This is a genomic window from Azospira sp. I09, assembly GCF_009177135.1.
GTDB lineage: Bacteria > Pseudomonadota > Gammaproteobacteria > Burkholderiales > Rhodocyclaceae > Azospira > Azospira oryzae.
Genome location: NZ_AP021844.1, coordinates 3,168,177 through 3,191,082, shown reverse-complemented (window position 1 = coordinate 3,191,082; position 22,906 = coordinate 3,168,177). Strand labels below are relative to the sequence as shown.

Annotated in this window: 28 protein-coding genes; 7 read left to right on the top strand and 21 right to left on the bottom strand. The window is 64.5% G+C overall.

What is annotated here, in order from left to right; genetic code table 11:
- Nucleotides 1–11 precede the first annotated feature (11 nt).
- The 9 genes from AZSP09_RS14975 to AZSP09_RS14935 are packed head-to-tail and all read right to left on the bottom strand — an operon-like array spanning nt 12 to nt 6,848.
- Nucleotides 12–491, bottom strand: a complete 480-nt coding sequence (locus AZSP09_RS14975) for an agglutinin biogenesis protein MshP (RefSeq protein ID WP_152090488.1) — start codon at nt 489–491, stop codon at nt 12–14.
- Nucleotides 488–1,312: a type II secretion system protein gene (locus tag AZSP09_RS14970; protein ID WP_152090487.1), complete on the bottom strand. Its 825-nt coding sequence runs from the start codon at nt 1,310–1,312 to the stop codon at nt 488–490. Before AZSP09_RS14970 ends, AZSP09_RS14975 begins: the two co-directional genes overlap by 4 nt.
- Complete coding sequence (locus tag AZSP09_RS14965; protein WP_152090486.1) at nt 1,309–1,863, bottom strand: type IV pilus modification PilV family protein; 555 nt, start codon at nt 1,861–1,863, stop codon at nt 1,309–1,311. The genes AZSP09_RS14970 and AZSP09_RS14965 overlap by 4 nt, the downstream gene beginning before the upstream one ends.
- Nucleotides 1,864–1,888: 25 nt before the next feature.
- The gene (locus tag AZSP09_RS20640) at nt 1,889–2,365 is read right to left on the bottom strand and encodes a prepilin-type N-terminal cleavage/methylation domain-containing protein (RefSeq protein ID WP_172974774.1); all 477 of its coding nucleotides are present in this window, start codon (nt 2,363–2,365) and stop codon (nt 1,889–1,891) included.
- 23 nt (nt 2,366–2,388) lie between these two features.
- Nucleotides 2,389–2,886, bottom strand: a complete 498-nt coding sequence (locus tag AZSP09_RS20635) for a type II secretion system protein (RefSeq protein WP_172974773.1) — start codon at nt 2,884–2,886, stop codon at nt 2,389–2,391.
- Entirely contained in the window at nt 2,877–3,404 is a 528-nt protein-coding gene (locus AZSP09_RS20630) for a prepilin-type N-terminal cleavage/methylation domain-containing protein (RefSeq protein ID WP_269473817.1), read from the bottom strand. Before AZSP09_RS20630 ends, AZSP09_RS20635 begins: the two co-directional genes overlap by 10 nt.
- Complete coding sequence (locus AZSP09_RS14945) at nt 3,401–3,946, bottom strand: hypothetical protein (RefSeq protein WP_152090484.1); 546 nt, start codon at nt 3,944–3,946, stop codon at nt 3,401–3,403. Before AZSP09_RS14945 ends, AZSP09_RS20630 begins: the two co-directional genes overlap by 4 nt.
- Nucleotides 3,946–5,175, bottom strand: a complete 1,230-nt coding sequence (locus tag AZSP09_RS14940) for a type II secretion system F family protein (protein WP_152090483.1) — start codon at nt 5,173–5,175, stop codon at nt 3,946–3,948. The genes AZSP09_RS14945 and AZSP09_RS14940 overlap by 1 nt, the downstream gene beginning before the upstream one ends.
- 2 nt (nt 5,176–5,177) lie before the next feature.
- Nucleotides 5,178–6,848: a GspE/PulE family protein gene (locus AZSP09_RS14935; protein ID WP_232058805.1), complete on the bottom strand. Its 1,671-nt coding sequence runs from the start codon at nt 6,846–6,848 to the stop codon at nt 5,178–5,180.
- Nucleotides 6,849–6,972: 124 nt separating this feature from the next.
- Here AZSP09_RS14935 and trmL point away from each other — a divergent pair, with 124 nt between their 5' ends.
- Nucleotides 6,973–7,437 carry a tRNA (uridine(34)/cytosine(34)/5-carboxymethylaminomethyluridine(34)-2'-O)-methyltransferase TrmL gene (trmL, locus tag AZSP09_RS14930; RefSeq protein WP_152090482.1) on the top strand — a complete coding sequence of 155 codons (465 nt, stop codon included), beginning with the start codon at nt 6,973–6,975 and terminating at the stop codon, nt 7,435–7,437.
- Nucleotides 7,438–7,449: 12 nt separating this feature from the next.
- Here the strand turns inward: trmL and AZSP09_RS14925 are convergent, their stop codons facing one another.
- From AZSP09_RS14925 to AZSP09_RS14900, 6 genes are all read right to left on the bottom strand, one after another.
- Nucleotides 7,450–8,445: an NAD(P)H-dependent glycerol-3-phosphate dehydrogenase gene (locus tag AZSP09_RS14925; protein WP_152090481.1), complete on the bottom strand. Its 996-nt coding sequence runs from the start codon at nt 8,443–8,445 to the stop codon at nt 7,450–7,452.
- A gap of 14 nt (nt 8,446–8,459) precedes the next feature.
- Nucleotides 8,460–8,909 (bottom strand): SH3 domain-containing protein, encoded by a 450-nt coding sequence (locus AZSP09_RS14920; RefSeq protein ID WP_232058906.1) that lies wholly within the window; start codon nt 8,907–8,909, stop codon nt 8,460–8,462.
- Between the two features lie 49 nt (nt 8,910–8,958).
- Entirely contained in the window at nt 8,959–9,423 is a 465-nt protein-coding gene (gene secB, locus AZSP09_RS14915; protein WP_014236376.1) for a protein-export chaperone SecB, read from the bottom strand.
- Nucleotides 9,424–9,459: 36 nt separating this feature from the next.
- Nucleotides 9,460–9,726, bottom strand: a complete 267-nt coding sequence (gene grxC / locus AZSP09_RS14910) for a glutaredoxin 3 (protein ID WP_014236375.1) — start codon at nt 9,724–9,726, stop codon at nt 9,460–9,462.
- A 10-nt stretch (nt 9,727–9,736) separates the two neighbouring features.
- Nucleotides 9,737–10,150 carry a rhodanese-like domain-containing protein gene (locus tag AZSP09_RS14905; RefSeq protein WP_014236374.1) on the bottom strand — a complete coding sequence of 138 codons (414 nt, stop codon included), beginning with the start codon at nt 10,148–10,150 and terminating at the stop codon, nt 9,737–9,739.
- A 75-nt stretch (nt 10,151–10,225) separates the two neighbouring features.
- Nucleotides 10,226–10,552 (bottom strand): ArsR/SmtB family transcription factor, encoded by a 327-nt coding sequence (locus AZSP09_RS14900; RefSeq protein WP_014236373.1) that lies wholly within the window; start codon nt 10,550–10,552, stop codon nt 10,226–10,228.
- A 278-nt stretch (nt 10,553–10,830) separates the two neighbouring features.
- Between AZSP09_RS14900 and AZSP09_RS14895 the strand changes: the two genes are divergently transcribed.
- The 4 genes from AZSP09_RS14895 (at nt 10,831) to AZSP09_RS14880 (ending at nt 15,114) form a co-directional block, all read left to right on the top strand.
- The gene (locus tag AZSP09_RS14895; RefSeq protein WP_232058804.1) at nt 10,831–12,369 is read left to right on the top strand and encodes a murein hydrolase activator EnvC family protein; all 1,539 of its coding nucleotides are present in this window, start codon (nt 10,831–10,833) and stop codon (nt 12,367–12,369) included.
- Between the two features lie 16 nt (nt 12,370–12,385).
- Entirely contained in the window at nt 12,386–13,783 is a 1,398-nt protein-coding gene (locus AZSP09_RS14890; RefSeq protein WP_043798861.1) for a S41 family peptidase, read from the top strand.
- Nucleotides 13,784–13,816: 33 nt separating this feature from the next.
- A complete protein-coding gene (locus AZSP09_RS14885; RefSeq protein ID WP_014236370.1) occupies nt 13,817–14,239 on the top strand; it encodes a hypothetical protein in 423 nt (140 codons plus the stop codon).
- 125 nt (nt 14,240–14,364) lie between these two features.
- A complete protein-coding gene (locus AZSP09_RS14880) occupies nt 14,365–15,114 on the top strand; it encodes a HesA/MoeB/ThiF family protein (RefSeq protein WP_130459358.1) in 750 nt (249 codons plus the stop codon).
- 124 nt (nt 15,115–15,238) lie between these two features.
- Here AZSP09_RS14880 and ribD read toward each other — a convergent pair whose 3' ends face one another.
- The 4 genes from ribD to AZSP09_RS14860 all read right to left on the bottom strand — a co-directional run bounded on the left by ribD (nt 15,239) and on the right by AZSP09_RS14860 (nt 18,865).
- The gene (gene ribD, locus AZSP09_RS14875; RefSeq protein WP_152090479.1) at nt 15,239–16,336 is read right to left on the bottom strand and encodes a bifunctional diaminohydroxyphosphoribosylaminopyrimidine deaminase/5-amino-6-(5-phosphoribosylamino)uracil reductase RibD; all 1,098 of its coding nucleotides are present in this window, start codon (nt 16,334–16,336) and stop codon (nt 15,239–15,241) included.
- Nucleotides 16,337–16,351: 15 nt separating this feature from the next.
- Complete coding sequence (nrdR, locus tag AZSP09_RS14870; RefSeq protein ID WP_043797837.1) at nt 16,352–16,831, bottom strand: transcriptional regulator NrdR; 480 nt, start codon at nt 16,829–16,831, stop codon at nt 16,352–16,354.
- 21 nt (nt 16,832–16,852) lie between these two features.
- Nucleotides 16,853–18,103 carry a serine hydroxymethyltransferase gene (gene glyA, locus AZSP09_RS14865; protein WP_014236366.1) on the bottom strand — a complete coding sequence of 417 codons (1,251 nt, stop codon included), beginning with the start codon at nt 18,101–18,103 and terminating at the stop codon, nt 16,853–16,855.
- Between the two features lie 111 nt (nt 18,104–18,214).
- Nucleotides 18,215–18,865 carry a histidine phosphatase family protein gene (locus tag AZSP09_RS14860; RefSeq protein WP_152090478.1) on the bottom strand — a complete coding sequence of 217 codons (651 nt, stop codon included), beginning with the start codon at nt 18,863–18,865 and terminating at the stop codon, nt 18,215–18,217.
- 320 nt (nt 18,866–19,185) lie between these two features.
- Here AZSP09_RS14860 and AZSP09_RS14855 point away from each other — a divergent pair, with 320 nt between their 5' ends.
- Together AZSP09_RS14855 and AZSP09_RS14850 are read left to right on the top strand one after the other, a co-directional pair.
- Nucleotides 19,186–19,773, top strand: coding sequence for a TRAP transporter small permease subunit (locus tag AZSP09_RS14855; RefSeq protein ID WP_014236364.1), 588 nt, complete (start codon nt 19,186–19,188; stop codon nt 19,771–19,773).
- Nucleotides 19,774–19,775: 2 nt separating this feature from the next.
- Nucleotides 19,776–21,242, top strand: coding sequence for a TRAP transporter large permease (locus AZSP09_RS14850; RefSeq protein ID WP_014236363.1), 1,467 nt, complete (start codon nt 19,776–19,778; stop codon nt 21,240–21,242).
- A 140-nt stretch (nt 21,243–21,382) separates the two neighbouring features.
- Here AZSP09_RS14850 and AZSP09_RS14845 read toward each other — a convergent pair whose 3' ends face one another.
- Entirely contained in the window at nt 21,383–22,183 is an 801-nt protein-coding gene (locus AZSP09_RS14845; RefSeq protein WP_014236362.1) for a response regulator, read from the bottom strand.
- 82 nt (nt 22,184–22,265) lie between these two features.
- Nucleotides 22,266–22,841: a flavodoxin family protein gene (locus tag AZSP09_RS14840; RefSeq protein WP_130459362.1), complete on the bottom strand. Its 576-nt coding sequence runs from the start codon at nt 22,839–22,841 to the stop codon at nt 22,266–22,268.
- Nucleotides 22,842–22,906: the final 65 nt, after the last annotated feature.

Genomic DNA, 22,906 nt, shown 5'->3' with positions numbered 1-22,906 from the left:
TCATTCTTGCGCTACGGAGGGCACACTGGCGTCACACCATCAACGGCACAGCCGGTTGTCACGCGAACTTGCCGTTCCACGTAGTCATTACCAACTGCTTCAATTCCATCGCAAGAGCCGGAGCTAGGCACGTTGCAAGCCGTGGACGTAATCTCATAGACATTAACAGCCGAACCACTTTCGTCTGTACTGGCAACACGTTCGCAGACCACACTGGCCACGAACCCGGCAAGCTCAGTCCCGGCAAATGTGATATCGGTCCCGCCACCACACTGACCGGCCCGCAACAGCTGAAACAGCCCCCACTCAGCGCCGGCCCGGGCCGCCTGGTAGGCCCGCGCCCCTTGCACATCCTGGGCGCTGCCCCGGTTCTGGGCCGAGGTCAGCCACAGCATGTAAGTTGCCAGGGCGGCAAAGAGAATCAGCAGAAACACCGCGGCGATGATCGACACCCCGCGTTGCCGCTGACGACCAGGCAGAATGCGCTTCATGGCACGTTGCTCACATGCACCTGATGCAACAGGGTCACCGACTCGCCGGCTTCCTCCAGCGTCAGGGACATGGAAACGACGCCCATGCGGGTATTGGCCACATTGGCATCGTAGGTCATGGTGCAGGCATTGGCGCGGTTAGCCACCCGCTGAGCAAGCAGCACCGGCGCCACGCCGGGAGGGGTGGGCTGGGCCGCCCCCACCAGGGCGTAGCCCGAATAGCGGCGCAGCAACCCGGCATCCGGATTACATTCATAGGTCACGCGCTGGTTCACGATGAAGAAGCGGGCGCCGGGAGAAGGAACCGGAAAACGGAAGGCTGCAAACTGAACCACACCGGCTGGGGTAATGCCCGTGATGGGCACCATGTTGTTGCCGGTATAGGCATCCGCCCCCGAATCCGTCCCCAGATTGGCAATGGCGACATGGTCCCCCGCCTGAAAAACCGGTGGAGTACCCAGTACGTCGAAGCCGTTGGTGTCCGCAATGCCAAATTCCAGCGGATTGCCACCACCGGCTGCCGTTGGATCGGTACGGTAGCGCCCGCCAACCCGGGTCTGCAGGAACTCCAGGTAACGCACGTTGCCGACGGCAGTTATGCGGATGCTGTTGGGCAGGGCCAGGCGCAAATCCCGCGCCATGCGGCGCAGGGCGGTGTCCGCCGTGTCCGTCAGACGGGCCCGACGCTCCGTATCGAAATAGCCTTCGATGGGAATCCGGATGAACATGCCCACCAGGGAGCCGGCAATCCCCAGCAGTACCATGGCGACAATGGCTTCGATCAGGGTGAAGCCCCGCTGACTAGGACGTGCCTGGCTCATGGCGACACCCGTGGCGCATGGCGGGTTCGGAAGCCGTCGAGGCTGATCCGCGTATTGTCGGGCCCAGTCACCATGACATTGACCAGCAGAGACTCAGTCGCCGAGATGCCGGCGATACCGAGTTGGGAGATGGTGACCCAGGCATCATAGCCAGCAGGGGCCGCGATGCCGGAGGACAAATCCGTTGCATCAATTTTCAGCGGCTTACCGAATTCACCAACATAATCATTGACGTTGTCGTACGGACGAGCCTCGAGCACCCCGGAGAAAGTATCCGGCCCCACGTTCTCGACCATACCGGCAGTGCACTGGGCCGTATTGGTGGCAGAAAGAAAGTTGGGGTCCTGGGGCTGGCAAAAGGTGAATCCGGCGGAGGTAATTTCTTCCATCAGGGATTCGGCCAGAGCCAGGGCCTGCTTTTGCGGCAAGGGATCGGCGCTGAAACGGATGGCCGTACTCATGGCCGACAGCAGCCCGGCCACGCCGATGCCGACCACCAGCAGGAAAACGATGGTTTCAATAAGCGTAAAACCGCCCAGGCGGCGGCTCACGGTACAACCGAGAGGAAACGGGGCCTCAACGATGGACATAGCCGCTTTCGCCTTCCACCGTCAAAGTGAAACCACCCTCCTGCCCGCTGACATTAACGGTCACGCTGGTTGTCGGCGACAGACGCCCCAGAGGATCAAAATTCAATTGCATCGGAGCCAGCACCACACCACTGGGAATCGCCAGAATGTAGTCGCCCGAGGCATTGGGATGGGCCAAGGAAGTATTGCAGGCATCGCCGGAGAAGGCTGACTTGCTGACGCTAACCGTAGCCCCCGCCACGACCACACACACCTGCCGACGCTGGGCGACGGCGGTACGGCGGGCATCCTGCAACAGCATCTGCAACTGGTCGGAAAACCCCCGCCCTTCAAAGCCGTGATGCCCGGCAAACCTGGGCGCCGCATAGGCCGCCAGGATACCGAGCACAATCATGACCACAACGAGTTCGGGCAGAGTAAAGCCCCGGGAGAAAGAGAGGGGGCACCGGCCGTAGCGGACCATCAGGCCCTCCTCTCCATCATGCATCAGCAGCCGCTAGTGGTTGCCGTGTACTTAGGCTGAGTGGTAGCGGTAGCAGCTTCGTATTTCACTTGGCAGCTAGTCTTAGTAGTAGCACCGTTGTGTTGAATAACATTATTAGTGGTATCGATGACAAAATCGGATGCCGGGCTCAGATCCATCACGGCACTCAGATCAGCAACAGCCGCAGCATAGCCGTAATCCACATTGACGTTGATGGTGTTGGTAGCGGAGATGGGGGTGGGACCGGCACCCAGGGCATTACGAGCGGCAGCCTTGCCGTAAAGCATGACGTTGGCGGAACGCATGGAAGCTTCCACGCCACGGATCACGCCGGCACGGGCATCACCGCTCAGGTCAACAAACTTGGGCAGGGCGGTCGCAGCCAGAATACCCAGAATGACGATTACCACGATCAGTTCGATCAGGGTGAAACCTTTTTGTTGGCTTTTCACAGTAAAGACTCCTTTAGAAAAAAATTTTAGAAAAAAAATCACAGACATTCAGAATTGGTGGTTGCAGTGCTGATAACCGGGGCAATGACCGTCGTAGTACCTGACATTTGCGCAGCCTGGTAGGTGAACTGGCAATTAGTGCCAGTGCCACCAGGAACAACGATGGTCATGGTTCCGGTTGCGCCGGTGGTGCTGGTGACGTAATCCACTCCAGAACCGGCAGTATCCCCAGCCAACAGGCCGGCGGCGGCAACGATGCCGTTCGCATCCGCAGTCGGATATTGGGTAACCCCCGTGATATTGAGACCTTCCATTGGGACATTTATTACACTCGTATCGGCTGGGCAAGTACCACCATTTCCTGTACGAGCCAAGCAGGTCGCGTGAAACAGGGCAGAAGCAGCACGCACGGAAGCGACAGCTCCCTGCAACTTGGCCTGCCGCGCCTGGACCTGCAGATTAACGAAACGGGGCAAAGCCGTAGCCGCCAGAATGCCTAAGATGATGATCACCACGATCAATTCGATAAGGGTAAAACCCTTCTGCTTGGCTTTGATCAACTTCACCGCTTTCTCCCTGCGGGCGAAACCGCATAATGTTTTGGCAACCACCCGCACGCACATTGGCCGGTGAGGCGCATTCCTTCAAAAACCTTTCCATGGGCCGGGGACTCCCGGTACACGGCGTCGATTGTGAACTCTACGCTGTCAAACGTCATTTCGTTTGTGAAAAAGTTCTCGGAGAACCTTGGCTGATAAAGGATTTTCTTTCTCTCCGAATCAAAGTACCAGGCCCCGATTTGTAAATTCCGGTAATCCCCGGCAACTACGCCAGCATAGGCAGGAACTGCGCCATGCAGGGGTGGGAATGGATTCTCTGCTGCCAGACGCACCAGAGCACCATCCCCTTCCGTACCGATACGGGCGGCTGCCTCCAACCATACACCCGCTCGTATGGTATCCAGTACGGAAACCACTGCAGTACGCTCCACCGCCATCTGCATTTCACGAAAACGGTGCAGCCCTGCTCCCAGCAACACCAGCGCAATCAGCAAAACGACCAGCAACTCGAAACGGGACGCCCCCCTGACCCGGCGATCCATCGCCATCAACGCTTGAAGGCAACCTTGCCCAGGTCCCAGATCGGCAGGAAGATGCCCAACGCCAGAACCAGCACCAGGATGCCAAGGGCGACGATGAGAATCGGCTCAATCTGCTGGGAGAGGTTTTTCAGTTCGTACTCGACCTCCCGCTGATACATGTCCGCCACCTCTTCCATCATGTCGTCCAGGGCGCCGGATTCCTCACCGACGGCCACCATCTGCAACACGATAGGAGTGAATACGCGGGCACTGATGGCGGTGCGCAGGACAGATTCACCCCGCTCCACGCCCTCGCGCATTTTCTCGATCTTGTCGGCGATGAAAACATTGTCCACCGTCTGGGCCACCACGCTCATGGCCTGTACTACCGGCACGCCGCTCCGTATCGCCAGGGCGAAGCTGCGGGAAAAACGCGCCAGCGTGGCCTTTTCCACGATCTTTCCGGCAATGGGAACCCGCAACTTTGTCCGATCCCACAGGTAACGCCCCACGGGTGTTGCCACCCAGGCACGGAAGGCGAAAACGGTACCGACAAAACCCGCCAGCAGGTAAGGCCAGTCGGCCACCATGAAATCGGAGAAATTGATGAGCAACCGGGTCATGAAGGGCAACTCTGCGTTGAAGCCCTTGAACACCTGGGCAAAAGCAGGAATCACCCAGATATTCACCACCACAATGGCAATCGCCATGGCTGCCACGACAAAGCTTGGATAACGCAGGGCCGACTTCACCTGGTTGCGCATGAACTGCTCGAAATCCAGGTGGTAGAAGAGACGGAGGAATATCTCCTCCAGCCGACCGGTCATTTCCCCCACCCGCACCATGGAGAGATAGAACGGGGGGAAAACAGTCGAGTGACGCGCCAGAGACGCGGACAATTCACGGCCGGAATCCAGGCTCTCCCGCACTTCCTGCAACAGCCGCTTCATGGCGCCGTTGCTGCTGGACTCTTGCAAGCCAGCCAAGGCGCGCATGATCGGCACGCCGGCCTTGAGCAAGGTATAGATCTGGCGGCTGAAAAGCAGCACGTCCACGTGACGGACTTTTTCGGCAAACAGGGTCAGGTTGAACTTGAGGCCGGCCCCGTCCTCCTGCTTGGGGGCAGGCTTGATTTCCAGCGGCGTGATCCCCTGCAACAACAGTTGATCGGCCACGGCCGAGGCAGACATGGCCTCCAGGGAGCCATTGACCAGGCCACCGCCGCTGCTGCGGCCCCGATAGCTGAAATTGGCCACGCTCAATCTTCCGTCTGGCTGGCCACGCGCATGGCCTCGTCAATGGTGGTGCGGCCCTGACGGGCCAGGCGTACCGCATCCCGGCGCAGGGTGTTGCCGCCCATCTGCTTGCGGGCTGCCTGCATGAAGATGGAAGGATCGTCCTGATTGGTGGCTTCCACCACCTCGCTGGTCATTTCCAGCATTTCCCATACACCGGTACGCCCCTGGTAACCGGTTCCGCCGCAGTGGGGGCACCCGGTACCCTTCTTGAAGTGGTGACCGTCGAGCTGCTCGCCCAGTTCATAACGCAGCCACTCGCGCTCGTGGGGCTCCGGCACATGGGGCGCGGCACAGGAATCACAGATCACGCGCACCAGACGCTGGGCCAGGACCAGTTGCAGTGACAGGGCCACCATGTAGCGCGGCACCCCCATGTCGAGCAGGCGGATGGGCGTGGAGATGGCATCGTTGGTGTGCAGGGTGGACAGCACCAGGTGGCCGGTCATGGCGGCCCGCATGCCGATTTCGGCCGTCATCTGGTCGCGCATTTCGCCCACCAGGATGATGTCCGGATCCTGGCGCAAGGCCGTACGCAGCACCCGGTCGAAGGAAAGGTCGATCTTTTCGTGCACCTGCACCTGGTTGATGCCCGGCAGCCGGTATTCCACCGGGTCTTCCACGGTGATGACCTTCTTTTCCGTGGTATTCAGTTCGGACAGGGCCGCATACAGGGTAGTGGTCTTGCCGGAGCCGGTGGGTCCGGTGACCAGGACGATGCCGCTGGGGCGGTGGATGGCATGCCGCAGACGGTCCAGGATATGGGCCGGCATGTGGATGTTGTCGAGGCCGAGGATACCGTTGGACTGGGCCAGGATCCGCATCACCACCGACTCGCCGTACTGGGTGGGCATGGTGGAAATCCGCACGTCCACCGGATTGTTGCGCACCTTGATGTTGAAGCGTCCGTCCTGGGGCAGGCGCTTTTCGGAGATGTCCAGGCCGGACATCAGCTTCAGGCGCAGAGCCACGGCAGTGGCGATTTTCGGGTCAGCCTCGGTCTGGATGTGCAGCACGCCGTCGATGCGGAAGCGGATGCGCAGGCGCGCCTCCTGGGGCTCGATGTGGATATCCGACGCGCGGGTGCGCAGCGCTTCCTCGAACACGGTCTGCAGCAACTTCACCACCGGCGCATCTTCGGCGCCCGGGGTCAGCCCCAGCAATTCGCCGAATTCGATGGGCATGTCGCCCAGCTCGGCCTGCAGTTCCTTGGCCAGGCCGGAGATTTCCTCGGTGCGCCGGTACAGGCGGTCGATGGTGACCAGCAGCTGGCTCTCGGTCACCACCGCCAGCTCGATATCCCGCCGGACGAGGCGGACGATTTCGTCGTAGGCCAGCAGGTCGGTGGGATCCACCAGACCCACCAGCAGGGCGCTGCCCCGATCTTCCAGGGGAATGGCGCGGAAGCGGCGAGCCTGGGCCTCGGGCAGCAGCTTGGTGAGGTCCGGCTTGACGTTGAAGGTCTTCAGGTCGAAGAAGGGGATGCGCAACTGGCGGGCCAGCGCCTGGGAAATCTGCTCCTCGCTGACGTACCCCCCATCCACGAAAATGCGGCCCAGCTTGCGGCCAGTCAGCTTTTGCTCTTCCAGGGCCAGCTTGAGCTGTGCTTCGGTCAGCAGCCCTTGCTGAATCAACAGGTCACCGAGTCGGATTTTCTCCGGCCGCGCCATAAAATCTCCAATCTGCTTTAAGATTGACGCTTAATTTTTTGAACTATAGCGCTTTTTTACCAACCAACCCAAGCCGCATCGTGCCTTCGTGACCGCCATCATTCTTTACCAGCCCGAAATCCCGCCCAACACCGGCAACATTATTCGCCTTTGCGCCAATACTGGCTGTGAATTACATCTCATCGAACCTTTGGGATTCGATCTTTCGGACAAACATTTGCGGCGGGCGGGGCTGGACTACCACGAATATGCCAAAGTCACACGCCATGGAGACTGGCAGAGCTGCCTGGTAGCCATGGCGGGACGGCGTCTTTTCGCCCTATCCACCCGCGGCGGACAACGTTACGACACGGTGCGATATCGGCAAGACGATGCCTTCGTTTTTGGTCGGGAAACGGCAGGTTTGCCTGAGGAAATCCTGGGCCAGTTTGCCCCGGAGCAACGACTGCGCCTGCCGATGCTGCCGGACCAGCGCAGTCTCAATCTTTCCAATGCCGCCGCCGTGATGGCGTTTGAAGTTTGGCGGCAACTGGACTTTGCCGGCGGCCGTTAGGTCATCGGCAAATCAGCCCTGCTCGGGCTTGGGGTCCCGGGAAAGCAGCTGGCTCACCGCCTCGGCGGCAGGCAGGTCGTGGTGCAGCACCGCATCCACCGCGGCAGTGATGGGCATGTCGATACCCAGGCGACGGGCCAGTCCGGCCACCTCGGCGGCCGTGCTGACGCCCTCCGCCACATGCCCCAGATCCACCAGGGTCTGGGCCAGGGTCTTGCCCTGCCCCAGGGCCAGGCCGACCCGGCGGTTGCGGGACAGGTCGCCGGTACAGGTGAGGATCAGGTCACCCATCCCCGCCAGGCCCATGAAGGTTTCCCGCCGCCCGCCCAGGGCCTCGCCGAGACGGGCGATTTCGGCCAGCCCCCGGGTCACCAGGGCCGCCCGGGCATTGAGCCCCAGGTCCAGGCCGTCGGCGATGCCGGTGGCAATGGCCAGCACATTCTTCACCGCACCGCCCACCTCCACCCCCACCACATCATCGTGGGCGTAGATGCGCAGGCGCAGCGTATGCAGCTGCCGCGCCAGGCGGGCCGCCAGTTCCCCATCGGCGGAAGCCAGGGTGATGGCCGTCGGCTGCTGCCGCGCCACTTCATCGGCAAAGCTGGGGCCGGAAAGGGCGCCGCAGGGATGATCGGCGCCCAACTCTTCCGCCACCACCTGGTGCGGCAGCTTGGCGGAACCAGCCTCCAGGCCCTTGCAGGCCCACAGCACGGGTACCGTGCCGGCCAGGCCGGCAGCATTGAGGCTGCGCAGGGTGGGACGCAGACCGACCAGGGGCGTCGCCACCAATAACAGGTCCGCATCGGCGGCCGCCCAGGCCAGGTCGGAGCCGACCTCCAGCCCCTCGGGGAACGAAGCACCCGGCAGGTAACGGCTGTTGGCCCGCTCCCGGGCCATGATCTCGGCCTGGGGCTGCTCCCAGGACCACAGACGGACCCGGTGGGCCGGAGCAAAGGCGATGGCCAGCGCGGTTCCCCAGGCGCCGGCACCTAGAACGGCAATATTCATGGATGGATCAATACTTAAAGGCCCCAGACCTGGTTGGCCCGGAGATAGCCGGTCTGGCCGTCGCGATGCCGGACTTTGGCCCAGCCGGCCGGACCTGCTTCGAGAAGCTCGAGGGCAACCCCCTTTTCCGCCTGGAACGCCAGGGGCGAGGCGGTATCGGCGGCCTGGTGCACCTCGGCCCGGTCCGCCGTCACCTGCAGGGTACGGCGATCGGCCAGGGCCGCCCGCTCAATCCAGGCCAGCCCGCCGGCCGCATCCCGGACCTTGGCCCAGCCTTCCAGATTGACCACCACTTCCACCGGGGTATAGCGGCGGATGATGAACTGGGGCACCCCCTTCTTCGAGGGCGAATCGTAGAGGATGGCGGCAGCCGAGCCTTCGCCCGGCTCCACCGAACGGTAGTCAGCCGCCTGGACGGCCAGGACCGGCAGGCAAAGAAGCAGGGCACGCGACAAAACCGTCATCCAAGAAGATACGCGCTGGCACATGTCCTACCTCCGGCTGCCGGTTGAATTACTGGATGGGAACTTCGTTGGCGCCAGCCTGCTGGGCTTCGGCCTGACGGGCCATGTAGAGGGCCTCGAAATTGACCGGCTGCAGCACCACGGGGGCAAAACCGGCGCGGGCGATGGCGCTGGAAACCACTTCCCGGGCATAGGGGAAGAGCACATTGGGGCAGGCGATGGCCAGCAGGGGCTCCAGGTTTTCTTCCGGCACATTGCGGATCTGGAACACGCCGGCCTGGCCGGCTTCCACCAGGAACACGGTCTTGCCGTCTTCCAGCTTGGCGGTGACGGTGACGGTCAACACCACTTCGAACATGCCGTCGCCCAGACCGGAGCCTTCGCTACGCAGCTGGATGTCCACCTGGGGGGAGGTCTGCTCCAGGAAAATCTGGGGCGCATTCGGCACTTCGACGGACAGATCCTTGACGTACAGCTTTTCGATGGCGAAAACGGGGGATTCGGCTTGGCTCATGGTTTGGATTTCCAGTGATTCGGTTGAAAGGGAGACTCAGGACTCGTCGGCCAGCAGGGGCACCAGCCCCCCGGCACGGTCCAGGGCATAGAGGTCGTCGCAGCCGCCGACGTGGGTGTCGCCGATGAAAATCTGGGGCACGGTACGCTTGCCGCCGGTCTTTTCCATCATTTCCTCGCGGCGGGCCGGCTCCAGGTCCACCCGGACCTTCTCGATTTCGGCCACGCCCTTGCTCTTGAGCAGTTGCTCGGCGCGGATGCAGTAGGGACAGACGGCGGTGGAATACATCAGAACACGTTTCATGACGGACTCCTCAGGCCTTGCCGCGGGACAGGGGCAGGCCGGCCTGGGTCCAGGTGCCGACACCGCCGGAGAGATTCACCACCTTGGCAAAACCGACCTTGCGCATCTGCTCGCAGGCCTTGGCGGAACGGATGCCGGAAGCGCAGCAGACCACGATGGCCCGGTCCTTGTACTGGTCCAGGGAAGCCAGGTGTTCGTCCAGCTTGTTCAGGGGCGTGTTGCGGGCATTGGGCAGGTGGCCGGTGGCGAACTCGGCCGGATCGCGCACGTCGATCACCAGGGCATCTTCCCGGTTGATCAGCAGGGTGGCATCGGTGGCGGAAACGGCCTTGCCGCCATTGCCGCGCAGCAGGGAAACCACCAGGGCCAGGCCACTCGCCAGGACCAGACCGACCAGAAAAGCGTTCTGCTTAATAAAATCCAAACCAGACTCCGTAAGGGGTGATGAGGGGAAAACGACTCGGGGAGATTACCGCAACCACGCCCCCCAGGGGTGATTCTAGTGGCCGCTGCCCTGGGGCACGCCGCAGAAGACCTCGCGCATCATGCCGATCAGTTGCAGGGTACGGGCGTCGCCCACCCGGTAATAGACCCGGTTGGCGTCCTTGCGCGTCAGCAGCACGCCCTTCTCCCGCAGGATGGCCAGGTGCTGGGAAATATTGCTTTGGGAGGTACCGACGGCATCGACGATTTCCTGCACGCAGGCTTCCTGATCGCCGACCACGCAGAGTATCTTCAGGCGCAAGGGATGGGCGATCGCCTTCAGCGCCCGGGCGGCCAGTTCGATATGTTCCTGCTTTTCAATCAAGTTAAAGGAAGCTTCCACCGCGGCACTTCTCCAGTAAAACCCGGGCTGGCGAACGGCTGCGTCGGGCGCGGAAGCTCCGGACAGGCTCGTGGCTGGGGCGAAATCATTATAAAATAATCCATTAATCTAGCCTACCGAGTGCCGGCTCGATTTAATCCACATCAACCGTCTTTGCAGTAGTGCGGTCAAAAAACCTCTCCCCACCCCCAATCTGGCCACAGCCCCATGTACAGGACCGCATCGCCGCAGCGCCCCCTGACCTGCCCCACTCTCCACTTTTCGCGGGTAATGCCAGGGTGAGCGGCACGCGGCATTCCAGCACATCCACCTCGCCACGGCCAAGCGGCCTCGGGCGAACCCTTCTGCTGGCCCTGTTGGGAGGCCTGGCCCTGTACCAGTCCGCCACTCTCGCCGCCACGCCGGCGACCAAACCCGCCACTTCCAGCAAAACGCCCGCCAAGGTGGTGGTACAGAAGGCGCCGCTGAAAAAGTCGGCACTGCCGGCCAAGGCGCCTGCCAAAACCACGACCAAGCCTGCGACCAAGGCCGCGCCGGGCAAAGCCCCGACCAAAGCCGCCAGCACGCCGCGCAAAGCAACGGCGGTTGCCGCCGGCGTGACGGCCGGCGCCGTTGCCAATCCGGAGCATCAGGCGGAAAGCAGCAAGGCCGACCTGAAGGAGCTGCAGGGCCGCATCGACAGCCTGCGCAAGGAGGTGGCCACCGCCGAGGAATCCCGGGCCGACGTGGCCGACCAGCTGAAGGATGCGGAAAAGGGCATCTCCAACCTGTCCCGGGACCTGCGCCAGCTGTCCGGCCAGCGGGGCAACCTGCAGAACACCCTGCAGCAACTGGCCAGCCAGGCCCGGGAACTGGAAGGCACCCTGGCGGGCCAGCGCACCCAGCTGGAGCAGCTCCTGATCCGTCAGTACATGGAAGGGGGCGAGGGTTCCGACTCCCTGCGCCTGCTGCTCAACGGCGACAACCCCAACCAGATGGCGCGGGACCTCTACTACCTGTCGGCCGTGGCCAAGGCGCGCACGGCCCTGCTGCAACAGATCGGCAGCACCCTGAAGCAGAAGAAGGCCCTGGCCGAAGACACCCGCAACCGGGAAACCGAGCTGGCCGAGGTGGAAGCCAAGCAGAAGGAGCAGCACCAGCAGCTGCTGGCCCAGAAGAACCAGCGCCAGGCCACCCTGGCCAAGATTTCCCAGCAGATCGAATCCCGCCGAAAGGAAATCGGCGCCCTGCAGCAGGACGAAAAGCGCCTGACCCGCCTCATCGACGGCCTCTCCCGCATCATCGCCCAGCAGAAGGCCCGGCCGCCCAAGCCCGAAACCAAGCCCCGGGCGCCGGCGGAACGGCCCGCCGGAAGTGGCGGTCAAACACCCGGCATCGACAACGACAAGACCCCCGACGCAGGCCTGGCGCGCTTCTCCGGGGACTTCGCCCGCCTCAAGGGCTCCCTGCGCCTGCCGGTGCGGGGCACCGTCAGCAACCGCTTCGGCACTGCCCGCCAGGAAGGCAGCACCTGGAAGGGCCTCTTCATCCGGGCCGCAGCCGGGGGTGACGTCCATGCCGTGGCCGCCGGCCGGGTGGTCTTCGCCGACTGGATGCGGGGCTTCGGCAACCTGCTGATCCTGGACCACGGCGACGGCTACCTGACCATCTACGGCAACAACGAATCCCTCTACAAACACGTGGGGGAAACGGTGAAGCCGGGCGAGGTTGTCGCCGTCATCGGCAACAGCGGTGGCAACCCGGAATCCGGTTTATACTTTGAACTTCGCCATCAAGGCCAGCCGCTCGACCCGCTCAAATGGGCGAGCTTGAAGTAGGAGACTTTTTGTGAAGATGGGCAAGCCGTTGAAACAGGTGGGACTGATCGGGGTCGGCATGGTGGCCGGCATCCTGCTGTCGGTCCAGATTTCCGCCATCGCCGACAAGGAAACCCGGGCCGGGCTGCCCGTCGAGGAGCTGCGCACCTTCGCCGAAGTCTTCAACGCCATCAAGCAGGGCTATGTGGAGCCGGTGGAAGACAAGAAGCTGATCACCAATGCCATCTCCGGCATGCTCTCCAATCTGGACCCCCACTCCTCCTACCTGGATGCGGATTCCTTCAAGGAACTGCAGGTCGGCACCCAGGGCGAATTCGGCGGCCTCGGCATCGAAGTCGGCATGGAAGACGGCTTCGTCAAGGTGGTTTCCCCCATCGAGGACACCCCCGCCTTCCGCGCCGGGCTCAAGGCCGGCGACCTGATCGTCAAGCTGGACGACACCCCGGTCAAGGGCATGACCCTCTCCGACGCCGTCAAGCGCATGCGCGGCAAGCCCAAGACTCCCATCACCCTGACCATCGTGCGCAAGGGCGAGCAGAAGCCCATCGTCGTCACCCTGAACCGGGAAGTGATCAAGGTGCAGAGCGTCAAGTCCAAGCTGGTGGAACCGGGCTACGGCTACGTGCGCGTCACCCAGTTCCAGGAAAACACCGGCCCCTCCCTGGTCAAGCACCTCTCCGACCTGTACAAGGACGGCGCCCTCAAGGGCCTGGTGCTGGACCTGCGCAACGACCCGGGCGGCCTGCTCAACGGCGCCGTCGGCGTTTCCGCCGCCTTCCTGCCGGCCAAGGCCCTGGTGGTATCCACCGACGGCCGCACCCCGGACGCCAAGCACCAGTACTTCGCCAGCGCCGAGGACTACCTGCGCGGCAGCCGCGACGACTACCTGAAGAACCTGCCCGCCGAAGTGAAGAAGGTGCCCCTGGTAGTGCTGGTGAACGGCGGCTCCGCCTCCGCCTCCGAAATCGTCGCCGGCGCCCTGCAGGACCACAAGCGCGCCGTGGTGCTGGGCACCCAGACCTTCGGCAAGGGCTCGGTGCAGACCGTGCTGCCCCTGCCCGGCAACACCGCCATCAAGCTCACCACCGCCCGCTACTACACGCCCAACGGCCGCTCCATCCAGGCCAAGGGCATCGTGCCGGACATCAACGTGGAAGAGTCCGCCAACGGCGCCTCTCCGGAGCGCCTGCGGGAAGCCGACCTGGAACGCCACCTGATCAACGACAAGGAAAAGGAAGCCGCCGCGGCGCCCAAATCCAAGGATGGCAAGGCCAACGGCAAGAACAAGGGCAAGGAAGAGGATGAGAAGTCCGAACTGCCGGCGCCGGCCGAGTTCGCCTCCAAGAGCGACTACCAGCTGAACCAGGCCCTCAACCTTCTCAAGGGTCTGCAGATCATGCAGAATAAGCCGTAACGAGCCTAACAGCAGAACCTCGGGGAGAGGGCCATGAAACGAGTCGCCGCCAAGTTGTCGCGCCGTCTGGATACTCAAAAGAAGCGGGAAATCCTGTTTTCCCGCTTCCCCCCGGGGCAAGTGCCTGAAGCCGCCGATCTGCTGACCGGCCTGGAAAACCTGGACGCCGTGCCCGAGACGGAAAAGCGGGCCGTGGCCGTCGCCTACGACCTCACCGACTACACCTACCGGGGCCTGGAAGAAGGCCTGGTGGACCAGGGCTTCCACCTTGACAACACCCTCATGAGCAAGCTGATGCGGGCCCTCATCTACTATGTCGAGGAAACCCAGCTGCACAATCTGGAAGCGCCCGAACGGCCCCTCAAGTCCTCCTCCAAGGCCTACGCCCAGGCCTGGGAACGCCACCCCCACGGGGACCACGACGAAACCCCGCCCGAATGGCGGGAATACAAATAGGCCGCACCGGCCACGCCCCAGGGGCCGCGACAGCGGCCCCTTTATTTTGCCTCGCCGCGCACAGCGGCCCCTTTGTTTTGCCCCGCCGCCCCGACGGCCCTTTCGCCCCCGCCCAGCCCCTCGCCATGAACGACCAGCAACTGCTCCGCTACAGCCGCCACATCCTCCTCGACCCCATCGGCATCGAGGGCCAGGAACGCTTTCTCGCCGCCCGGGCCCTGGTCATCGGCGCCGGCGGCCTGGGCTCGCCGGCGGCGCTGTACCTGGCTGCTGCCGGCGTCGGCACCCTGGCCCTGGCCGACGGCGACACGGTGGACCTGACCAATCTGCAGCGCCAGATCCTGCACACGGAAGCCTCCGTCGGCCGGCCCAAGGCCGAATCCGGGCGGGACGCCCTGCAGCGCCTCAATCCGGAAACCCGGGTGGAAGTGATCGCCCGCCGCCTGGAAGGGGCGGACCTGGAGGCCGAAGTGGCCAAGGCCGACGTGGTGCTGGACTGCTGCGACAACTTCGCCACCCGCCACGCGGTGAACCGGGCCTGCGTCAAGCTGGGCAAGCCCCTGGTCTCCGGCGCCGCGGTGCGCTTCGACGGCCAGATCAGCGTCTTCGACACGCGCCAGCCCGGGGCACCCTGCTACCACTGCCTCTTTCCCGAAGGCGAGGACGTGGAGGAGGTGCGCTGCGCCACCATGGGCGTCTTCGCCCCCCTCACCGGCATCATCGGCACCCTGCAGGCGGCCGAGGCCCTCAAGCTGCTGGCCGGCTGCGGCCAGACCCTGGGCGGGCGGCTGCTGCTACTCGACGCCCTGACCATGGAATGGCGCACGGTGCGCCTGCAGAAGGACCCGGGCTGCCCGGTATGCGGGAGCCGATGAAGGACTGCTGCAAGCACCAGACCTGAAAGGCAATAGGGACGCCACTTTCCGCCGTGCATAGGCGAAGAATGGCGTCCCTATTGCCTTTCAGTGACGCTGTATTTGGGGAATATCCGCCGCCGGCTCAGGCCAGGCGGGCCAGGATGCGCAGGTCGCCGCCCACCTGGCGCAGGTCGTGCCACCGCAGGCGTTGCTGCTGCTCCAGGGAGGTCAGCTCGGGCAGGCCGAAGAGGCCCAGGGCCGGGTTGCCCAGCAGGGTCGGCGCCAGATAGAGCAGCAGTTCGTCCACCAGCCCGGCGGCCAGCAGGGCGCCGTTGAGGCCGGCACCGCCTTCCACGTGCAGTTCGTTGATGCCCCGCCGCCCCAGCTCCAAGAGCAGGGCGGCCAGATCCACCCGGCCGGCGGCGTCGGGCAGCAGCAGCACTTCGGCACCTTGGGCCGCCAGGGCCGCGGCCTTGGCCGGGTCCGGGTTGGCGGTGGCGATTAGGACCGGGCGGCCGTCCAGCAGACGGGCCGTGGGCGGGGTTTGCAGGCGGCTGTCCACCACCACCGGGCGGGGCTGGCGCTCCGTGTCGACGCCCCGCACATTGAGCTGGGGATCGTCGGCCAGCACGGTGCCGCTGCCGCTGAGGATGGCACAGGCCCGGGCCCGCCAGCGGTGGCCGTCCTGGCGCGCCTCGGCCCCGGTGATCCACTGGCTCTGGCCGTTGGCCAGGGCCGTCCTGCCGTCCAGGCTGGAGGCGGCTTTCAGGCGTACCCAGGGGCGCCCTCTGGTCATGCGGGAGACGAAACCGATATTGAGTTCCCGGGCCTCATCGGCCAGCACGCCGGCCCATACTTCGATGCCGGCCTGACGCAGGATGGCCAGGCCGCGGCCGGCCACCAGGGGATTGGGGTCTTCCATGGCCGCCACCACCCGGGCGACGCCGGCGGCCACCAGGGCTTCGGCGCAGGGCGGGGTGCGGCCGTGGTGGCTGCAGGGCTCCAAAGTGACGTAGGCGGTGGCGCCCCGGGCGGCTTCGCCGGCGGCGCGCAGGGCATGGACTTCGGCATGGGGTTCGCCGGCCCGCACATGCCAGCCTTCGCCGACGACGACGCCGTCCTTGACCAGGACGCAGCCGACCCGGGGATTGGGGGAGGTGGAGTACAGCCCCTGTTCGGCCAGGGCCAGGGCCCGGGCCATGTGGGCGTGGTCGGCAGCGGTGCCGGGGGCGGCGGGCATGAGATGAGGGGAGAATTACTCGTCGCGGGGGCGACGCACAGGCTTGCCCGGGGTCACTTCGCGCACGGCGTGGGAGAACTCGTCCACGTCCTCGAAGTTGCGATAGACCGAGGCAAAGCGGACGTAGGCGATCTTGTCCAGCTTCTTCAGTTCCCGCATCACCATCTCGCCCACCTTTTCGGAGGGGATTTCCCGCTCGCCCAGGGCCAGCAGTTTTTCTTCGATGCGGGTAATGGCGCCGTCCACCGCCTCGGTGGTCACGGGCCGCTTGCGCAGGGCCAGCCACAGGCTGGCGGAGAGCTTGTCCCGGTTGTAGTCCACCCGGGAGCCGTTTTTCTTGACCACCTGGGGCAGGCGGATTTCCGCCCGCTCATAGGTGGTGAAACGCTTGTCGCAGTTGAGGCAGCGGCGGCGGCGGCGCACGATGTCGCCGTCTTCGTTGATGCGGGTGTCCACCACCGTGGTGTCCATCGCTCCGCAGAAGGGGCATTTCATCGCTGCGCCGCCTTGGCCGTCTTACTTGCCGTAGACCGGGAACTTGGCGCAGAGGGCGGCCACCTTGGCGCGCACTTCGGCCAGCTTGGCTTCGTCGTTCGGCGCGTCGAGCACGTCGGCCACCAGGTGGGCGATCTGCTCGGCTTCGATCTCGGTGAAACCGCGGCTGGTCATGGCCGGGGAACCGATACGGATGCCGGAGGTGACGAAGGGCTTTTCCGGGTCGTTGGGAATGCCGTTCTTGTTCACGGTGATGTGAGCCTTGCCCAGGGCGGCTTCGGCTTCCTTGCCGGTGATCTTCTTGGCGCGCAGGTCGATCAGGAAGACGTGGGACTCGGTACGGCCGGAAACGATGCGCAGGCCGCGCTCCTCGCCCAGGACCTTGGCCATGACGCGGGCGTTGTTGATCACCTGCTCCTGGTACTTCTTGAACTCGGGGGAAGCGGCTTCCTTGAAGGCCACGGCCTTGGCGGCGATGACGTGCATCAGGGGGCCGCCCTGGAGGCCGGGGAAGATGGCGGAGTTGAGGGCCTTCTCGTGCTCGGCCTTCATCAGGATGACGCCGCCGCGGGGACCGCGCAGGGTCTTGTGGGTGGTGGAGGTGACCACGTCGGCGAAGGGCACCGGGTTGGGGTAGTAGCCGGCGGCGATGAGGCCGGCATAGTGGGCCATGTCCACCCAGAAGATGGCGCCGACTTCCTTGGCGATCTTGGCGAAGCGCTCGAAGTCGATGCGCAGGGCGTAGGCGGAGGCGCCGGCGACGATGATCTTCGGCTTGTGCTCGCGGGCCAGGGCTTCCATCTTGTCGTAGTCGATCTCTTCCTTCTCGTTGAGACCGTAGGAGACGACGTTGAACCACTTGCCGGACATGTTCAGGGCCATGCCGTGGGTGAGGTGGCCGCCTTCGGCCAGGCTCATGCCCATGATGGTGTCGCCGGGCTTGGCGAAGGCCATCAGCACGGCCTGGTTGGCCTGGGAGCCGGAATTGGGCTGCACGTTGGCGGCTTCGGCGCCGAACAGCTTCTTCAGGCGCTCGATGGCCAGCTGCTCGGCCACGTCCACGTATTCGCAGCCGCCGTAGTAGCGCTTGCCGGGGTAGCCTTCGGCGTACTTGTTGGTCAGCTGGGAGCCTTGGGCTTCCATGACCGCGTTGGAGACGTAGTTTTCGGAGGCGATCAGTTCGATGTGCTCTTCTTGGCGACGATTTTCATCTTCGATCGCCTTCCAGAGTTCGGGGTCCACTTTCGCCAGGGTGTCGTTTGCGGAGAACATCGGTGCTGCCTCTCAAGCCGTTGAAAAAGGCGGAAATTGTATCATGCCAACCCCCGCCGCCACCCCTCCCGGGGAAAACCCTGCCCCAATTTGGGGCGCCGCCCGGCAGAGTCAGCCCGGCAGCTCGTCCAGGGCACCGTCTTCCAGGTGCCGGGTGCAGCTCCACTGGACGATGCGCCAGCCGGCCCCGTCCCTTTCCAGCCAGGTGATGCCGGCATTGGGGATGGTGAAATCCCGGGGCGCCGCCAGGGGGCGTCCGCGCACGTGGCGGTTGATGACGTCCAGCACCCCGCCGTGACACACCAGCACCACCGTTTCGCCCCGGTGTTCCGCCGCCAGGGCCTCCAGGCAGCGGCTGACCCGGGCGGAAAAGTCCTCCAGACTCTCCCCCTGGGGAATGGGCAGCTCCGGCTGGCGCGCCTCGAAGGCCGCATAGGCGCCCGGATGCTGCTGCCGCGCCTCGTCGTAGGTGAGCCCTTCAAAAATGCCGTAGCTGCGCTCCCGCAGGGCCGGCCGCAGGCACACGGGGCGCCCCAGATGGGCGGCGATGGCCTCCGCCGTGACCCGGGCCCGGGCCAGGTCGCTGCTGTACACCGCCGTCACCGTGCCGGCCTCGGTCGCCAGACGCCGGGCCGCGGCCCGGGCCTGGCGCAGCCCGGTGGGATTGAGGCCGATGTCGAGATGGCCCTGGATGCGCCGGTCGGCATTCCAGAAAGTCTCGCCGTGGCGAATGACGCAGATGCGGGTGGGGGCTTTGACCATCGACGGCTCCGGCAACACAGGGCAAAAACCAGGGTTTTAGCAGACCCGGCGGCAGAAGGGAAACAGGCCGTCAAAATGCCAGCGTCACCGGCCGGAAAGCCGCTGCCGGCTAGGGTTTCCACCAATGGCCCGCCCCCGGCCCCTGTGCCACAATCGCCGCGCAATTTGTGGGATTGGGCACCCGGCCGCCACCAACGAGGCCAGGACACCTCCCGCAAGACTCGGGCAGACGCGCTGCACGCCTGCCCTGGCCACAAGCCGAAATACAAGCGATGGGCCCAAGAAGCCCGGCATTTTCGACATCTCTGGAGGAACCAACCGTGACCTTTCTGCTCAGCGTCTCCCGCGGGATCGACGCCCTCAACGAGCGCGTCGGCAAAGCCGTGATCTGGCTGGTGCTGCTCATGACCATTCTCAGCGCCGGCAACGCCGTGATGCGCTACACCATCAATTACAGTTCCAACGGTCTGCTGGAAATCCAGTGGTACCTCTTCGCCGTGATCTTCCTCTTCAGCGCCGGCTACACCCTGCTGCGCAACGAGCACGTGCGCATCGACGTGGTGGCGGGCAAGTTCTCCCCCCGCGGCCAGGCCTGGATCGACATCATCGGCACCCTGCTGTTCCTGATGCCCATGGCCGTCCTGATCATGTACCTGTCCTGGCCCATTTTCATGAATGCCTGGGACTCCGGTGAAATGTCCTCCAACCCCGGCGGCCTGATCCGCTGGCCGGCCCGCCTGATGATTCCCGTCGGCTTCCTGCTGCTGGTGCTGCAGGGCCTCTCCGAACTGATCAAGCGCATCGCCTTCCTGCGCGGCCTGATCGCCAACCCCGCTGAAAAGCACAAAGGCCCCTCCGCCGAAGAAGAACTGGCGGCCGCAATCAAGGCCAAGAAAGGCGAGGCATAACCATGGAATTCCTGATCAACAACATGGCGCCGGTAATGTTCGGCGCCCTCGTCCTGTTCCTCCTCTTCGGCTACCCGGTGGCCTTCGCCCTGGCCGCCAACGGCATGGTCTTCGGCTTCATCGGCATGGAACTGGGTCTGCTCCACCCCGCCCTGTTCCAGGCCCTGCCGGAACGGGTCTTCGGCATCATGGCCAACGACACCCTGCTGGCCATTCCCTTCTTCACCTTCATGGGCCTGGTGCTGGAGCGCTCGGGCATGGCGGAGGATCTGCTCGACACCATCGGCCAGCTCTTCGGCCCCATGCGCGGCGGCCTGGCCTATGCGGTGATCTTCGTCGGCGCCCTGCTGGCGGCCACCACCGGCGTGGTGGCGGCTTCGGTGATCTCCATGGGCCTGATCTCCCTGCCCATCATGCTGCGCTACGGCTACGACAAGCGCCTGGCCTCCGGCGTCATCGCCGCCTCCGGCACCCTGGCCCAGATCATCCCGCCCTCCCTGGTGCTGATCATCATGGCCGACCAGCTGGGCAAGTCCGTGGGCGACATGTACGAAGGCGCCATGGTCCCCGGCCTGATCCTGACCAGCCTGTATGTGGGCTACGTCGTCATCCTCACCCTCATCAAGCCCAACGCCGCCCCGGCCCTGCCCCTGGAAGCCCGCTCCCTGCGCGGCGCCAAGCTGCTGATGCGGGTGCTGACCTCCCTGGTGCCGCCCCTGGTGCTGATCTTCCTGGTGCTGGGCACCATCTTCATGGGCATCGCCACCCCCACCGAGGGCGGCGCCATGGGTGCCAGCGGCGCCCTGATCCTGGCCCTGATGCGCAAGCGGCTGTCCGTCTCCCTGCTCAAGCAGGCCATGGACACCACCGCCAAGCTGTCCTCCTTCGTGGTCTTCATCCTGGTGGGTTCCACGGTGTTCGGCCTGGTCTTCCGGGCAGTGAACGGCGACCTGTGGGTGGAGCACCTGCTGACCTCCCTGCCGGGCGGCCAGCTGGGCTTCCTCATCGTGGTGAACATCCTGGTCTTCGTCCTGGCCTTCTTCCTGGACTTCTTCGAACTGTCCTTCATCATCGTGCCCCTGCTGGGACCGGTGGCGGAAAAGCTGGGCATCGACCTGATCTGGTTCGGCGTGCTGCTGGGGGTGAACATGCAGACCTCCTTCATGCACCCGCCCTTCGGCTTCGCCCTGTTCTACCTGCGCTCCGTGGCCCCGGCCTCGATCAAGACCACCGATATCTACTGGGGCGCCGTGCCGTTCGTGTGCATCCAGATCATCATGGTGGCCCTCATCATCATCTTCCCGGGCATCGTCAGCTACGGCGATCCGGCCCACCGGGCCCCGACCCAGCAGGAATCCGAAGCCATGGACCTCAACTCCCTGATGCAGCAGCAGGAGGGAGAAGGCGGAGGCTCCGGCGAAGAGGGTCAGAACGAACTGCTCAAGCAGCTGCAGCAGAACAGCAACTGAGCCCCGGTTCATCCCTAGCTTGTGCCCGCCGGCAACCCCGGCGGGCTTTTTTTCGCCCGCCGCCGGCCACTCCGCCGAACGAGCGGCAATAAAAAAGGGAGCCGCAGCTCCCTTTTCGCTTCAGGCCGGAGAACCCCGGCTCAGCCCCACATGGCCCGCTCGATCAGACCCTTGACGGTCTTGGGGTCGAAGGGCTTGTCGCAGATGGCGGAAACGCCGGCCTGCTCCACCGCGGCCAGGCGGCTCATATTGGATTCGCTGGTGACCATCAGCACCGGCACGGTGGCCTGCCAACTCTGCTGGCGGATGTATTCCACCAGAGCCTTGCCGTCCATTTCCGGCATGTTGTAGTCGGTCAGCACCAGATCCACCATGGTTTCCCCAAGCACGGACACCGCCTCCTTGCCATTGCTCGCTTCGAGGAAGTTCTCGATGCCCAGGTTCTCCAGGATGTGGCGCAGGAATTTGCGGGACACCGGGCTGTCGTCCACGATCAGTACCTTCAGGCTTTCCAGGTCCACCGGCACTTCCAGCTGGCCTTCCGGCTCCAGGTAGTCGATCACCGCGCGCAGGGCGGTGAGCAGCTGCTTTTCGCTGAAGGGCTTGGGCAGGATGCTGCAGGCGCCGGACTGGCGGATGGGATCCAGCACCTTGGGCCGGGTTTCGCTGGAAATGAGCACGAAGGGCAGCATTTCCAGGTCATCGTCGGCGCGCATGGCGTAGACCAGCTCGGTGCCGGTCATGTCCGGCAGATACATGGCGCTGATGACCACGGAAGGCTTGGACCGGCGCAGCAGGGCCAGGGCATCGGCGCCGCTGGCGGCGGTCTGCATGTTGGCGACGCCCAGGTTGCGCAGGAACTGGCCGACGATATGGGCCTGGGTGTGGGACGGTTCCACCAGCACGACCGAGAGGTCGGCGACGGAAGAAATCATGTGCATGGGGCTCCCCTCCTTCTATTGTGCCGGCCACTATAGCAAAAACCCCGACACGAAGCCGGGGCCGGAGTGGGGCGGAGGCGGCTTACTGCTTGCCGCGGACGAAGCGCAGGGTGGTGGCGGCCACCCGGGCGCCGTAGAGGCGGGCCGTTTCCAGGTCGCCGGCGGGGGGCGCCACGTCGGGACCGACGTCGGAGTCGGACTGGGCCATGGCGCCGTAGGAAGCGCCCATGCGGTTCACGTCGTTGCGCTGGGCCTTGGAGCTGTTGGCCGGCAGCAGCCCCAGGCTGACCCAGATCATGCCGTGCTGCAGGGCCAGGGTGGCGAGGGCGCCCAGGGTGCCCTGCTTGTCGCCGTTGAGGGAGGCGGAGTTGGTGAAGCCGCCGGCCACCTTGTCCTGCCAGGCCCGGGTGAACCAGGCCTTGGAGGAGGCGTCGGCGAATTCCTTGAACTTGGCGGAGGGGCCGCCCATGTAGGTGGGGGCGCCGAAGATGATGCCATCGGCCCCATCCAGGTCGGCCCAGGGCACGGCGGCGATGTCGTCCAGGGCCACCAGCTGGGCGCTGGCGCCGGCCACCTCATTGACGCCGGCGGCGACGGCGGCGGCCTGCTTGGCGGTGTGGCCGTAGCCGCTGTGATACACGATGGCGATCTTTGCCATGAAACGCTCCTTCAGTCTGTCGGGGGTTGGGAAGTAGGGAATGGGAAATCAGGACCAACGGCAGG

What these genes read in the sequence shown, in the direction of transcription:
- glyA (WP_014236366.1), bottom strand. Translation starts at nt 18,103, where the DNA reads ATGTTCTCCGCAAACGACACCCTGGCGAAAGTGGACCCCGAACTCTGG.
- AZSP09_RS14945 (WP_152090484.1), bottom strand. Translation starts at nt 3,946, where the DNA reads ATGGCGATGGATCGCCGGGTCAGGGGGGCGTCCCGTTTCGAGTTGCTG.
- AZSP09_RS14845 (WP_014236362.1), bottom strand. Translation starts at nt 22,183, where the DNA reads ATGCACATGATTTCTTCCGTCGCCGACCTCTCGGTCGTGCTGGTGGAA.
- AZSP09_RS14840 (WP_130459362.1), bottom strand. Translation starts at nt 22,841, where the DNA reads ATGGCAAAGATCGCCATCGTGTATCACAGCGGCTACGGCCACACCGCC.
- AZSP09_RS14885 (WP_014236370.1), top strand. Translation starts at nt 13,817, where the DNA reads ATGAAACGAGTCGCCGCCAAGTTGTCGCGCCGTCTGGATACTCAAAAG.
- AZSP09_RS14860 (WP_152090478.1), bottom strand. Translation starts at nt 18,865, where the DNA reads ATGGTCAAAGCCCCCACCCGCATCTGCGTCATTCGCCACGGCGAGACT.
- AZSP09_RS14920 (WP_232058906.1), bottom strand. Translation starts at nt 8,909, where the DNA reads ATGACGGTTTTGTCGCGTGCCCTGCTTCTTTGCCTGCCGGTCCTGGCC.
- AZSP09_RS14970 (WP_152090487.1), bottom strand. Translation starts at nt 1,312, where the DNA reads ATGAGCCAGGCACGTCCTAGTCAGCGGGGCTTCACCCTGATCGAAGCC.
- AZSP09_RS14975 (WP_152090488.1), bottom strand. Translation starts at nt 491, where the DNA reads ATGAAGCGCATTCTGCCTGGTCGTCAGCGGCAACGCGGGGTGTCGATC.
- grxC (WP_014236375.1), bottom strand. Translation starts at nt 9,726, where the DNA reads ATGAAACGTGTTCTGATGTATTCCACCGCCGTCTGTCCCTACTGCATC.
- AZSP09_RS14880 (WP_130459358.1), top strand. Translation starts at nt 14,365, where the DNA reads ATGAACGACCAGCAACTGCTCCGCTACAGCCGCCACATCCTCCTCGAC.
- ribD (WP_152090479.1), bottom strand. Translation starts at nt 16,336, where the DNA reads ATGCCCGCCGCCCCCGGCACCGCTGCCGACCACGCCCACATGGCCCGG.
- AZSP09_RS14850 (WP_014236363.1), top strand. Translation starts at nt 19,776, where the DNA reads ATGGAATTCCTGATCAACAACATGGCGCCGGTAATGTTCGGCGCCCTC.
- nrdR (WP_043797837.1), bottom strand. Translation starts at nt 16,831, where the DNA reads ATGAAATGCCCCTTCTGCGGAGCGATGGACACCACGGTGGTGGACACC.
- AZSP09_RS20635 (WP_172974773.1), bottom strand. Translation starts at nt 2,886, where the DNA reads ATGTCTGTGATTTTTTTTCTAAAATTTTTTTCTAAAGGAGTCTTTACT.
- AZSP09_RS14890 (WP_043798861.1), top strand. Translation starts at nt 12,386, where the DNA reads ATGGGCAAGCCGTTGAAACAGGTGGGACTGATCGGGGTCGGCATGGTG.
- AZSP09_RS20640 (WP_172974774.1), bottom strand. Translation starts at nt 2,365, where the DNA reads ATGGTCCGCTACGGCCGGTGCCCCCTCTCTTTCTCCCGGGGCTTTACT.
- AZSP09_RS14925 (WP_152090481.1), bottom strand. Translation starts at nt 8,445, where the DNA reads ATGAATATTGCCGTTCTAGGTGCCGGCGCCTGGGGAACCGCGCTGGCC.
- secB (WP_014236376.1), bottom strand. Translation starts at nt 9,423, where the DNA reads ATGAGCCAAGCCGAATCCCCCGTTTTCGCCATCGAAAAGCTGTACGTC.